Below are 12,540 nucleotides of genomic sequence, written 5' to 3'. Positions count from 1 at the left end.
TTTCTGCGCTGCGTGGGGTGCGACCGGCGTGGTGGCCGCTCCCCGGTCTATCGTGGCTGTCACAGCTGTTCACGCTAGGTTCGGCTTCCGAAGCGAGTCCAAGTCATCGCAGGCGTCGTCCCGATAGCCGCAGGCTATGACCTCTGGCCGTCCGGGCTTATCCGTTGCGGTGGCCTCGACCCGATGCGACGAATCTCACAGCCGTACTCTTGGGAGGCGTGCAGCTCCAGCAACTCGCGTACTTCGTGGCGGTGGCCGAGACCCGGCACTTCACCCATGCCGCCGAGCGGATGCGGGTTGCCCAGCCCTCGCTGAGCAAGCAGATCAGGACCCTGGAGACCGAGCTCGGCGCGCCCCTGTTCAGCCGGGCGCGCGGCAACGTGACGCTCACCCCGGCCGGCGAGGCGCTGCTGCCGCTCGCCCGCCGGATGCTGGCCGACGCCGAGACCGCGCGCCGCGAGGTCGCCGAACTGGCCGGGCTGCGCCGCGGCCGGGTACGGCTCGGCGCCACGCCGTCCCTGTGCGCGGGACTGCTGGCCGACGCCCTCGCCCGCTTCCACCGGGACTACCCGGGCGTCGAGCTGCTCGTGGAGGAGAGCGGCTCGCGTGACCTGGTGCGCGACCTGGCCAGGGGCCAACTCGATCTCGCGCTCATCATCCTGCCGCTGCAGAGCAGCGACCCCTCCCTCGTGACCGAGGAGATCCTCCGCGAGAACCTCGTCGTCGCCTCTCCCCCGGGACGCCACAAGCCGTACATGCGGATCGAGGACCTGCGCGGGCGGCCGCTGGTGATGTTCCGGCGCGGCTACGACCTGCGCGAGGCGACGCTCGCCGCGTGCCGGCAGGCGGGGTTCGAGCCGCGCTTCGCGGTCGAGGGCGGCGAGATGGACGCGGTGCTGCGCTTCGTCGAGGCGGGGCTCGGCATCGCGGTGGTGCCGTCCATGGTGCTGGACGGGCGGCCGGGCCTCGCGGGCACGCCGCTCGCTCCTCCTGGGCTGCGCCGCACCGTCGCGCTGGCCCATCGCAAGGACGTCGAGCCGACCCGCGCGGCCCAGGCGTTCCGCGCGACCCTGCTCTTCTATCTCGCCGAGGCGGCGCACCACGGCAGCCTGCCCCAGGGGATCGAGCTCATCTGCGCGGACTGAGCCGCCCTCCACCTCGAAGGGCGCTCACTCCCTCGCCCCGATGACGTCCGCCGGCCTGGCACGCAGGACCATCCGGGCGGGGAGCACAGTGGCCGTCAGGGCCAGCGCCGCCACGGCGGCGACGATCGCCAGATAGGTCACGAGCGGCACGTACGGCGTGGCCGATCCGGTCATCCCCGCGCTGAACGCGGAGAGCGTCACCGACGCGACGCCCGTACCGAGGGCCACGGCGACGAGCAGCGCGACGGAGGTCTCCCAGCGGAGCGTCCGCATGATCTGCCGGCGGGTGGCGCCGACGAGACGGAGCAGCGCGAGCTCGCGGGACCGGTCACACGTCGCCATGGCGATCGTGTTGACGACCGCGATGGCCGTGAAGGCGATGATCAGCCCCATCGCCACATAGTTGACCTCGGCGTTGGCGGGCGTGACGACCGCCTCGACCCGGTCGAGCACGCGCACGCCCGGGTGGTCGCGCAGCGCGGCGGCCACGGCGGCTCGATCGACCGAGGGCGCGGCCACGAACACGGTCCGGGCCAGCGGGTCGTCCACGTGCGCGGCGACCAGGTCGTGCGGCAGCGTGACGTCGGCGAAGCCCAAGCCGCGGGCGTAGACGGCGACGACCGTGAGCGTCGCGGGGGTCCCGTCGCCGAGGGTGAGCGCCACCCGGTCGCCGACGGACGCGTCCAGGCCGGCCGCCGCGTTCCCGCTGAGCGCGAGCGTGCCGGAACCCATCCGATCCAGGGATCCCTCCCGTACGTCCAGATCAACCGTGGAGGTGAGACCGGCGGGGGTCACGCCCTGCGCGCCGTACTTGGCCAGGCCGACCCGGACCGAGGTGCGCAGGACCTCGGTCACCGCCGTCACGCCCGGCACCTTCCGTACGGCGTCCGCCGCCGCCTCGGGCACGCGCGGTCCGAGGACGAGATCGGCACGCGTCCCGGCCCTGGCCTGCTCCTGGGCCGCGTGTCCCATGGTCGTCTGGACGAACAGAATGGTGCAGGTCATCGCCACCATCAGGCTGAGCGGGGTGACGACGGCGGCGAGCCGCGCGGTGCCCGCGCGCAGATTGGCGGCGGCGAGATGGCCGCCCACCCGGAAGGCGCGCATCGGCGCTCCGAGCACGGCGACGGCGACCCGCGCGACGACGGGGCCGAGCAGGGCGACCGCGGTCGTCCACACCAGCGCGGTCAGCATGGTCACCGGACTGGACGCGGCCTCGCTCGACAGCGTGGACAGCACCAGCGTGAGCGTGATCGCCCCGCCGACGCAGAGCAGCCCCGCCATCAGCCGGCCCCAGGGCAGCCCGGCCGGGCGCAGCGCGGCCTCACCCAACGCCTCGACCGGGCGGATCCTGACGGTGCGGCGGGCGGAGAGCCGGGCCGCGGCCCACGCCGCCAGCACGGTCGCCCCGAGCGCGGCGAAGACGGGGAACGGGCTCAGCACCAGGTCGAGGTTCGGCGGCATCGCGCCGAGGTCCACGAACCGCGACCGCAGCCAGAACGCCAGCCCGACACCCAGCGCGGCGCCCGAGATGCCCGCGACCAGGCCGATGATCAGGGCCTCGCCGCCGAGCATCTTCCTGATCTGCCGGGGCGTGGCGGCCACCGCGCGGAGCAGCGCGATCTCCCGCTGGCGCTGCTGGATCGACAGCGCGAACGTGCCGACGACCACGAGGATCGCGACCAGCAGCGAGGTGCCGCCGAGGGCTCCGCCCAGGCTGATCAGCTTGACCCTGGCCTTCTCGGCGTCGAGGAACTCGACGGCGCCACGCTCGACACCGGTGTAGGTGAGCGCGCCGCTGCCGTCCAGGACCGCGTTCACGCCCTTCAGGACCGTGGCGAGATCCCCCTCGGGGAAGACGCCGATCGCGCTGACCCGGTCGTCCGCCCGCCCGGCCAGCAGCCCGGCCAGCCTGTGGGCCTCCGCGGTGCCGAAGAACAAGGTGCGCTCGCTCTCCAGCGCCTCCGCCGTCACACCGACCACGCGGTACTCGCCCACGGCCTCGACGGTGAGCCGCGCTCCGACGGAGAGTCCCGACGCGGCGTCCGCGACCGCCTCCCCGGCGGCCTCCGGTGTCCGCCCCTCCCGCAGGGTGAACGGGGTCAGCTTCGCGGACTCCCAGCCGTGGCCGGTGAACGTGGCACCACCGGAGTGGACGGGGAAGGTCACCTCGGCGACCACCGAGCGCACCCCGGAGACGCCCGCCAGCCGGTCGGCGAGAGAGGCGGGGACCCAGGCCCGCTCGGACAGCGGCTTGGCCTTGACCTTCGTCTTGACCTCGCCATCCCCCTTGTCCTTTTTGATCGTCTCGCGGACGTTCTGGTCCCCGGCGACCAGAACGGGAGTGCCCGCGTACCGCTCGGGCCGCACCTGGCCGCGCAGTCCGGTCTCCAGCAGGACGCCGCAGGCGCAGACGAGCGCCGCCGCGAACAGCAGCGCGAAGAACGCTCCGGCGAAACCAGCCGTGCGGTCCCGGATCGTCATCAGGGCGAACCTGGTCATCACACCCACGCTCCCAGCCGGGTCATACGGTCGGCGACCCTGTCGGCCGTCGGGGCGCTCATCGTGTCCACGATGCGGCCGTCGGCGAGGAACAGCACGGTGTCGGCGTACGACGCGGCCACCGGGTCGTGGGTCACCATCACCACCGTCTGGCCGAGACCGTCCACCACGTCTCTCAGGAGGGTCAGCACGTCGCGCGCCGTCATCGTGTCGAGCGCGCCGGTCGGCTCGTCGCCGAAGACCACCTCCGGCCGGGTGACCAGCGCCCTGGCGATCGCCACCCGCTGCTGCTGGCCGCCGGAGAGCTGCGCGGGCCGATGGCCGGTACGGCCGTCGAGCCTGACCCGCCGGACGACCTCCTCCAGCCAGGCCCGGTCCACCGGCGTACCGGCCAGGCGCAGCGGCAACGTGATGTTCTGCACCACCGTCAGCGAGGACACCAGGTTGAACGCCTGGAAGACGAAGCCGACCCGGTCACGGCGCAGCTCCGTCAGCCGGGTCTCGTCCATCCCCGCCAGCTCGGTGCCGCCCAGCCGTACGGAGCCGGAGGTCGGCCGGTCCAGCCCGGCGGCGCAGTGGAGGAAGGTGCTCTTACCCGATCCGGACGGCCCCATCACGGCGGTGAACGCCCCGCGAGGGATGCCGATCGACACCTCCCGCAGGGCGGCGACCGCCCCCTGCCCCTTGCCGTACACCTTGCTCACGGCGTCCAGCCGTACCGCGTCGTTCATGCGCCTCAGCCTGCTGAATCGGGGCGGACGCGGACCAGAGAGCCGGTCACCAGTCGACCATGACGTCGTCATAAGTCGGACACGGGTAGACATAATGACGTGATCAAGGTTCTGCTGGCCGAGGATCAGCACGTGGTGCGCGGAGCGCTCGTCGCGCTGCTGGAGCTGGAGGCCGACCTGACGGTGGTGGACGCGGTCGGCTCCGGCGACGCCGTGGTGCCCGCCGCGCTCCGGCACCGGCCGGACGTCGCCGTGCTCGACATCGACATGCCCGGCCTCGACGGCCTCGCCGCGGCGGCGGAGCTACGCGCCGAACTGCCGGAGTGCCGGACGCTGATGCTCACCGGGCACGGCAGGCCGGGCGACCTGCGCCGGGCGCTGACCGCCCAGGTCGACGGGTTCCTGCTGAAGACCGCGCCGCCGGACGATCTGGTCGCGGCGATCCGCTCGGTCGCCGCCGGAGGCCGCGTCCTGGACCCGTCGCTGGCCGTCGCCGCGTGGGACCTCGCCGCGAACCCCCTGACGCCACGCGAGGCCGACGTCCTACGGCTGGCCGCCGGCGGCGCCGAGGCGACCGAGATCGCCGCCGGCCTGTTCCTCAGCGCCGGGACCGTGCGCAACTACCTCACCGCGATCGTGGCCAAGCTCGGCGCCCGCAACCGTACGGACGCCGTCCGCATCGCCCGGGAGGCCGGCTGGATCTAGGACGGCGCGCACCCGGAACCAGCCGTCGTCCTCCACCCGCGTGGTCAGTTCGCCCCCGAGCGCGGCCAGCCGGGCGGTGAGGTTGCCGATGCCCGAGCCCGGCCGGCCACGTCCCGCGTTCGGGCCTACCCCGTCGTTCCGCACGCTGAGCCGTACGACGCCCTGGGAGACCTCCGACGTGATGTGGCAACTCCGCGCGGAGCTGTGCCTGAGCACGTTGGTCACGGCCTCCCGCAAAACGGTCGCAAGCACGGTCTCGGCCGGAGCGGACAGCGGCCCGTGGCCGAGCGAGAGTCGGACCTCCATCCCGGCGGCGGCCAGCACGGAACGGGCCGACTCCGCTTCCTCATCGAGCGACATCTCGCGGTGGTCGCCCGACGCGGCCCGCAGATCGGCCCTGGCCCGCCCGGCCATCACGATGACGTCGGCGATCTCCGCGCGGGCCCGCTCGGGAGCGGCGTCCGCCAGCCGCCGGGCCAGCTCGCACTTGAGCAGGATCGCCGCCAGGTTGTGTCCGAGGAGGTCGTGCAGGTCGCGGGCGGCGCGCAGCCGCTCCTGGACGATCGCGGCGCGGGCCGGCTCCTCCCGCGAGTCCTGGAGCTCCTTGGCCAGCCGGGCCAACCCGACCAGGCCCTGGATCACCAACCCGGTGACCAGCGTGCTGGCGGTGTAGTTGACGACCGCTCCCGCCGGGAGCCCGAACGCCGTCGCGGCCGTCGCCACGCTCGCCATGACGGCCGCCACGAGCGGCAACGACACCGCCGGGCGGAACGCGAGCAGCAGCGGGCCCGCCAGGAAGCCGGCCACGCCCAGCCAGGCCCGGTCGAACATCAACAGCGGCGCATAGGCGAGCAGGGCCATGACCGCCAACGCGTACGGATGACGCCCGCGCACGGACCGGAGCTGGAGGTACGCGATCACGACCAGGCACGCCACCGCCGGGAGCACCAGATCTCCCGGGACGAGGAGCAACGCCTTGACGCAGAATCCGGCGACCACCGTGCCGAGCAGGGCGATCGACAGGCCGTAGGCGGTGTCCGGTGGCGGTGGAGCGGGCGGCGTGGCCGGGATGGCGGCCTCGACACCGAACCTGCCGTCGGGATCGAGCCCGGCGCGCAGGTCCCCCGACGCCGCCGCCATCCGGTCGATGACGTCGTCCAACCCCTCGACGCCCGCGTCCGCCGTTCGCACACCGTCGTTGGTGACCCGCAGCCGCACCATGCCGTCACTGTGCACGGTCTCGATCAGGCAGTGCCGGGCGGTTCCCTGCCGTACGACGTCGGTGACCGCGTCGCGGAGCACCGTCGCGAGCAGCGCCCCGGCCGAGCCGAGCGGCTCGGTGTGACCGATCCGCACCTCCGTCTCGACCCCCGCCGCCGACAGCAGCGCCCGCGCCGTCGCCACCTCCGGGGCGAGCGACAGCGCCCGGTAGTCCGCGGCCGCCGAGCGGGCGTCGGCCAGGCAGCGCCGCGCGGTGGCGGCGACGTCGCCTATCGTCTGCCCGGTCGCGGCCGCGTCCGCCGCCGCCGACCCCATGGTCCGGCGCGCGCCGCGTTCGATCGCGTCGAGCCCCCGCCCGATGCCCTCGTTCAGCTCCGTGGCGATCCGGAGCCGCTCCTCCGCGACGGCCGCCAGCGCGAGCCGCACCCGGGCCGCGGCGACCTCGTCCACCCGCGCCGCCATCCGGGTCAGACCGTAGATCACGAGAGCGGTGAGCGCCGTGGTGATCGTGGAATCGATCACCACGAGCCCGCCCGCCGAACGCGTGGCCTGGACGAGCGCCGCCCCGGCCACCACGAGGACCGCCGCGGGCCACGCGGAGACGAGCAGCAGCGACCCGGCGAGAAAGCCGAGGAGACCGACGGACACGCCGCAGACGAGCACCGCCACCACCGCGAGAACTCCCTGCGTGGCGAGCGCGACCGGGCCGCGCAGGCGCCGCCACCGGGGGACGACATGTCCGAGCTGGAGCACGAGGACGCCCAGCGGCAGCAGCGCCGCCGCCACGCCGTCGGCCGCCAGCACGTACACAGAGGCGAAACCCGCGAAGACCACGGCGACGGTCAGCCGTGCGAGCCGCGGACCCGGCTCGGTACGGGCGACGAAGGATTTCACCGCGCTCACTCTGGCCTCGACCTCCCCATTCGCCAGAGCAAGTCTTCCAGAACACCAGGAAAAACCGGACATGTGGGGGAATAGTGCCTGCGCTTCGACCGGACGTGACGACAATCACACTCTCTTGCCGAAATAGGGGGTGACCCTTCTCACATTTTGCCCTGTCGGCGTCGTAACGTATGCCCCACCAACAGGCGTCGGCGTTGTTACACGGCGTTGATACACCTCGTGGCGCATCGGCCGGCGCGACACGAATGGACGCGGACCCCCGGCGTACAGGAAAGGGACCGCGGAAGGTGGAGAGGTCTCTGATGACCCAGACAACGGCCGAAAACTCGGCCAGAAAGCAACGCGCCCAGATCAAGGTCCGCACTCTGCGCACCGACCGATGGTGGCTGGCGCCGGCGCTGACATTCACCGGACTGATGACATTCCTTGTTTACGGGTTCTGGGCGATCTTCGACCAGAGCTACCTGGCGGAGCCGTACATCGCGCCCTTCGCCTCTCCCTGCCTGGCGACGGCCTGCCCCGAAGGGGCGCGACTGTTCGGCCTGGCACCCATCGGCGACTGGTACACCTGGCCGCCGGGACTGCTGATCCTCGGCCTGCCCGCGGGCTTCCGTCTCACCTGCTACTACTACCGGAAGTCCTACTACCGCTCGTTCTGGCTGTCGCCGCCCGCCTGCTCCGTGGCCGAGCCGCACGGCAAGTACACCGGCGAGACCCGCCTGCCGCTGATCATCCAGAACATCCACCGCTACTTCTTCTACTTCGCCGTCATCATCGGCCTGATCCTGACTTATGACGCGGTTCTCTCGTTCCGGGATAAAGACGGCAACTGGGGACATGTTGGACTGGGAACGATCATTCTCCTCGTCAACGCGATCCTGATTCTCGCCTACACCTTCGGTTGCCATTCCTGCCGGCACATCACGGCAGGCCGCCTGAACCACTTCTCCAAGCACCCGATCAGGTACAAGGCGTGGACGTTCGTGTCGAAACTCAACGCCAAGCACCAGCAATTCGCCTGGGCGTCGATGTTCTCGGTCATGATCGCCGACCTCTACGTCCGGCTGGTCGCCAAGGGCGTCATCAACTTCCCGTTCGCATAACGAGGGATCACAGTGGAAATCGAGCGTCACGAATACGACGTCGTCGTCATCGGCGCGGGAGGCGCCGGGCTCCGCGCGGCGATCGAGGCGCGGCAGCAGGGCAAGCGCACCGCCATCATCTGCAAGTCGCTCTTCGGCAAGGCGCACACCGTCATGGCCGAGGGCGGCGCCGCGGCGGCGATGGGCAACGTCAACTCCGACGACAACTGGATGGTTCACTTCCGCGACACCATGCGCGGCGGCAAGTTCCTGAACAACTGGCGGATGGCCGAGCTGCACGCCAAGGAGGCCCCGGACCGCGTCTGGGAGCTGGAGGCGTGGGGCGCGCTGTTCGACCGCACCAAGGACGGCAAGATCAGCCAGCGGAACTTCGGCGGCCACGAGTACCCGCGTCTCGCCCACGTCGGCGACCGCACCGGCCTCGAACTCATCCGCACCCTGCAGCAGCGCGTCGTCGCGCTCCAGCAGGAGGACGAGAAGCTGCACGGCGACCCCGAGGCGTACATCAAGGTCTTCGCCGAGTGCACGATCACCCGCCTGCTCAAGGACGCCAGCTCCGTGCACGGAAAGAACGGTGCCATCTCCGGGGCCTTCGGCTACTGGCGCGAGACGGGGAAGTTCGTCGTCTTCGACGCCCCGGCCGTGGTGCTGGCCACCGGCGGCATCGGCAAGTCCTACGTCGTCACGTCGAACTCCTGGGAGTACACCGGCGACGGCCACGCGCTCGCGCTGCTCGCGGGCGCGCAGCTGATCAACATGGAGTTCATCCAGTTCCACCCCACCGGAATGGTCTGGCCCCCGTCGGTGCGCGGCATCCTCGTCACCGAGTCCGTACGCGGAGACGGCGGCGTGCTGCGCAACTCCGAGAACCGGCGCTTCATGTTCGACTACGTGCCGGACGTGTTCAAGGACAAGTACGCCACGACGGAGGAGGAGGCCGACCGCTGGTACACCGACCAGGCGAACAACCGCCGGCCTCCCGAGCTGCTGCCGCGTGACGAGGTCGCCCGGGCCATCAACGCCGAGGTGAAGGCGGGCCGCGGCTCACCGCAGGGCGGCGTCTTCCTCGACGTCTCCACCCGGCTGCCGGCCGCCGAGATCGTCAAGCGGCTGCCGTCGATGCACCACCAGTTCAAGGAGCTGGCGGACGTCGACATCACCAAGGAGCCCATGCAGGTCGGCCCGACGTGCCACTACATCATGGGCGGCGTCGAGGTGGACGCCGACACCGGTGCCGCCTCCGTGCCCGGACTGTTCGCGGCGGGCGAGGTCTCCGGCGGCATGCACGGCTCCAACCGCCTCGGCGGCAACTCGCTGTCCGACCTCCTGGTGTTCGGCCGCCGGGCCGGCGCCGGCGCGGCCGAGTACGTGAACGGCCTGGCACGGCGGCCCGCCGTGTCCGAGGCGGCGGTCGAGGACGCGCGGGCCGAGGCGCTCGCGCCGCTGGAGCGGTCGGGCGGCGAGAACCCCTACGAGGTCCACCACGAGCTGCAGCGGACGATGAACGACCTCGTCGGCATCATCCGCAAGGCCGAGGAGATCTCCGAGGCGCTGGACGCCGTCGAGAAGCTCAAGGAGCGGGCGCAGCACACCGCGTCCCCGGGCGGCCGGATCTACAACCCCGGCTGGCACCTCGCCCTCGACCTGCGCAACATGCTGCTCGTCAGCGAGTGCGTGGCGCGGGCCGCGCTCCTGCGTGAGGAGAGCCGGGGCGGGCACACCAGGGACGACTACCCCAAGATGTCGCCCGAGTGGCGGCGCAAGCTCCTGGTCTGCTCGGCGACGCCGGACGGCGACACCGTGGACGTCGAGGAGCGGATCCAGCCGTCGATGCGCGCTGACCTGCTGGCCCTGTTCGACCGGACGGAGCTCAGCAAGTACCTCACCGAGGGCGAGCTGACGGAGTACGACGCGGTCAAGGAGTCGTGATGGGATACAAGGCCAAGTTCCGCGTCTGGCGCGGCGAGGGCGGCGAGGGCCGCCTGGAGGACTTCACCGTCGAGGTGAACGAGGGCGAGGTCGTCCTCGACGTCATCCACCGGCTGCAGGCGACGCAGGCTCCCGATCTCGCGGTCCGCTGGAACTGCAAGGCGGGCAAGTGCGGCTCCTGCTCGATGGAGATCAACGGCAAGCCGCGGCTCGGCTGCATGACCCGGATGTCCACCTTCGAGGAGACCGAGACCATCACGGTCACCCCGATGCGGACGTTCCCCGTCATCAAGGACCTGGTGACCGACGTCTCGTTCAACTACCAGAAGGCGCGCGAGATCCCGTCGTTCACCCCACCGACGGACGTCAAGCCCGGCGAGTACCGGATGCAGCAGATCGATGTCGAGCGGTCCCAGGAGTTCCGCAAGTGCATCGAGTGCTTCATGTGCAACAACGTCTGCCACGTCATCCGCGACCACGAGGAGAACAAGCCGGCCTTCGCCGGTCCGCGCTTCCTCATGCGGATCGCCGAGCTGGACATGCACCCGTACGACACGGCCGACCGCAAGGAGTCCGCGCAGCAGGATCACGGCCTCGGTTACTGCAACATCACCAAGTGCTGCACCGAGGTCTGCCCCGAGCACATCAAGATCACCGACAACGCGCTGATCCCGATGAAGGAGCGCGTGGTCGACCGGAAGTACGACCCGCTGGTCTGGCTGGGTAACAAGATCTTCCGGCGTTCCGGCTGAGAAGGACCCTCCTGAGCTATATGCGGCCGTCCGCGCTTCCCGCGCGGGCGGCCGTTCGCTTGTCGCGGGTCTCCCGAGGGGAACGGAGCGGTCAGCCGGCCTGGCGGGGCGTGCCCGGGGTCCCGTCGGCTCCGGGCGCGCCGGGAGCCGCGCTCCCCGGAGCGTCCGGGCGGGGCGCCGCCGCCGGGCCCGGCTCGTTCACGGCGAGGCTCCAGGCGTCCGTCTGCTGCCCGGGTACGCCGTATCCCGGGGCCACGCCGTACCCCTGGGGCATCCCGTACGCCGGGTGGGCGCCGTACGCCTGCTGGGGCGCGTATCCCTGGGGGTAGCCCTGCGGCGGGTACCCGTACGGGTGCTCGGCGACGTAGGGGTAGCCGTAGGCCGGCGGGTACGCCACCGGGACGGGCACGAAGCCGACCATCGGCGCGTACGCCGCCCCCGCCGCCGGCACGGGCGCCGCCGGGCCGCCCTTCCGCACCGCCGCCGCGTGCGCCATCCGCCGCAGCCTGCCCTCGAAGATGAGCCAGCCGAACAGAGCGATCAGCACGAGCAGCGCGGCCGGGATGGCCAGCTTGTGGCTCAGCGTGACCTGGTCGAACTCCGGCGTCGCGTTGCGCAGCTCGTACGCCGCGTCCTGCGGGGTCGGGTCGCCGAAGTCGGTCGGCGGCGCGGCCGCCTCACCGGGGGTGTCCGTCGCCTCCGGCAGGGAGATCTGGGGATCCTCCTGCTTCGGCTCCTCCTGCGGCTCCGGCGTCGTGTCCACGACGTCGGGGATCGGCGCGGCGGTCGTGGTCTCGACCGTGTTCGGCACGGGCGACGGAGTGGGCGAGTGGGTGGGCGACGTGCTCGGCGTCGGCGTCACGGTGACCGTCGCCGTCACCACCGGGCTGCCCGTCTGGCTCGGCGAGGCGCCGCCGGGCGTCTCGGTGATCGTCACCGTGACCTCGGGCGGGCACGTCTGGCCGACGTCGCACGGCTCGATCCGGTCGTCCGCCGCGGCGGCGATGACCGGGACGGCGACCAGCACCGAAATCGTGATGATCAAGGCGGAGAAGGCGGTCCTCAGTCGTGCGCTTCCGCTCACTGCCGCCTCCGTCGCCATCCGCTTTGCTAAAGCGGAATTCTACGCAGACAAAAGGAACAGTAAAGACAACTCACGAAGAACCATTGAGCAATCCCTGAACCGCCCGGACAATCGGCAGGTCGCCCGGAAGCCATGGAACGTCGTAAAGTTCCTCCCGGCCCAGCCACCGCAGCGCGAGATGCTCCAGGGGCTCGGGCACGCCGGAGACGATGGTGGCGACCCAGACCCGCAGCACCGAGCTGCTGGACAGGGGCCATTCGCCGCCGACCCGGCGCCCGACCGCGATTTTGACGCCGAGTTCCTCGGCGCATTCGCGGATCAGCGCGTCGTGGTCGCTCTCGCCGGGATCGACCTTCCCTCCCGGGAACTCCCAGCCGCCCTTCAGCTCGGGCGGGTCTGCCCGCTGGGCGGCCAGGAGCCGGCCGTTCTCGATGATCGCTGCTCCGACGACGATGGTCTCCATGG

Annotated in this window: 9 protein-coding genes and 1 pseudogene; 5 read left to right on the top strand and 5 right to left on the bottom strand. The window is 71.5% G+C overall.

The annotated features are described in order from the left end of the window. Positions 1-218: 218 nt before the first annotated feature. Complete coding sequence (locus AWQ68_RS10490; protein WP_066938365.1) at positions 219-1,145, top strand: LysR family transcriptional regulator; 927 nt, start codon at positions 219-221, stop codon at positions 1,143-1,145. A gap of 24 nt (positions 1,146-1,169) precedes the next feature. Here the strand turns inward: AWQ68_RS10490 and AWQ68_RS10485 are convergent, their stop codons facing one another. Then, a complete protein-coding gene (locus tag AWQ68_RS10485; protein WP_174554096.1) occupies positions 1,170-3,647 on the bottom strand; it encodes an FtsX-like permease family protein in 2,478 nt (825 codons plus the stop codon). Further along, positions 3,647-4,378 carry an ABC transporter ATP-binding protein gene (locus AWQ68_RS10480; protein ID WP_066938359.1) on the bottom strand — a complete coding sequence of 244 codons (732 nt, stop codon included), beginning with the start codon at positions 4,376-4,378 and terminating at the stop codon, positions 3,647-3,649. The genes AWQ68_RS10485 and AWQ68_RS10480 overlap by 1 nt, the downstream gene beginning before the upstream one ends. Positions 4,379-4,477: 99 nt before the next feature. Here AWQ68_RS10480 and AWQ68_RS40665 point away from each other — a divergent pair, with 99 nt between their 5' ends. Continuing rightward, the gene (locus tag AWQ68_RS40665; protein WP_084463844.1) at positions 4,478-5,083 is read left to right on the top strand and encodes a response regulator transcription factor; all 606 of its coding nucleotides are present in this window, start codon (positions 4,478-4,480) and stop codon (positions 5,081-5,083) included. Between the two features lie 369 nt (positions 5,084-5,452). Here AWQ68_RS40665 and AWQ68_RS44805 read toward each other — a convergent pair. After that, positions 5,453-5,815, bottom strand: a pseudogene (locus tag AWQ68_RS44805) (histidine kinase); the annotation flags it as partial. Between the two features lie 1,694 nt (positions 5,816-7,509). Between AWQ68_RS44805 and sdhC the strand changes: the two are divergent. Genes sdhC through AWQ68_RS10455 form a run of 3 tightly spaced genes read left to right on the top strand, consistent with a single transcriptional unit; the run spans position 7,510 to position 10,991 of the window. Further along, on the top strand, positions 7,510-8,310 hold the full coding sequence (gene sdhC / locus AWQ68_RS10465) for a succinate dehydrogenase subunit SdhC (RefSeq protein WP_066938351.1): 801 nt from the start codon (positions 7,510-7,512) through the stop codon (positions 8,308-8,310). 12 nt (positions 8,311-8,322) lie between these two features. After that, positions 8,323-10,239: a fumarate reductase/succinate dehydrogenase flavoprotein subunit gene (locus tag AWQ68_RS10460; protein ID WP_066938348.1), complete on the top strand. Its 1,917-nt coding sequence runs from the start codon at positions 8,323-8,325 to the stop codon at positions 10,237-10,239. After that, entirely contained in the window at positions 10,239-10,991 is a 753-nt protein-coding gene (locus tag AWQ68_RS10455) for a succinate dehydrogenase/fumarate reductase iron-sulfur subunit (RefSeq protein WP_066938345.1), read from the top strand. The genes AWQ68_RS10460 and AWQ68_RS10455 overlap by 1 nt, the downstream gene beginning before the upstream one ends. Positions 10,992-11,082: 91 nt before the next feature. On the opposite strand, the gene AWQ68_RS10450 is transcribed toward AWQ68_RS10455, so the two are convergent. After that, complete coding sequence (locus AWQ68_RS10450) at positions 11,083-12,036, bottom strand: hypothetical protein (RefSeq protein ID WP_157545094.1); 954 nt, start codon at positions 12,034-12,036, stop codon at positions 11,083-11,085. A 109-nt stretch (positions 12,037-12,145) separates the two neighbouring features. After that, on the bottom strand, positions 12,146-12,538 hold the full coding sequence (locus AWQ68_RS10445) for a (deoxy)nucleoside triphosphate pyrophosphohydrolase (protein ID WP_066938342.1): 393 nt from the start codon (positions 12,536-12,538) through the stop codon (positions 12,146-12,148). Positions 12,539-12,540: the final 2 nt, after the last annotated feature.

The organism is Microtetraspora fusca (assembly GCF_001570365.1).
GTDB lineage: Bacteria > Actinomycetota > Actinomycetes > Streptosporangiales > Streptosporangiaceae > Microtetraspora > Microtetraspora fusca.
The sequence above is the reverse complement of the archived record's forward strand: the minus strand, read 5'-3'. Positions and strand labels throughout refer to the sequence as shown.

Excerpts from the sequence above, each read along its gene's own strand:
- AWQ68_RS10445 (WP_066938342.1), bottom strand. The coding sequence starts at position 12,538 with ATGGAGACCATCGTCGTCGGAGCAGCGATCATCGAGAACGGCCGGCTC.
- AWQ68_RS10455 (WP_066938345.1), top strand. The coding sequence starts at position 10,239 with ATGGGATACAAGGCCAAGTTCCGCGTCTGGCGCGGCGAGGGCGGCGAG.
- AWQ68_RS10480 (WP_066938359.1), bottom strand. The coding sequence starts at position 4,378 with ATGAACGACGCGGTACGGCTGGACGCCGTGAGCAAGGTGTACGGCAAG.
- sdhC (WP_066938351.1), top strand. The coding sequence starts at position 7,510 with ATGACCCAGACAACGGCCGAAAACTCGGCCAGAAAGCAACGCGCCCAG.
- AWQ68_RS10485 (WP_174554096.1), bottom strand. The coding sequence starts at position 3,647 with ATGACCAGGTTCGCCCTGATGACGATCCGGGACCGCACGGCTGGTTTC.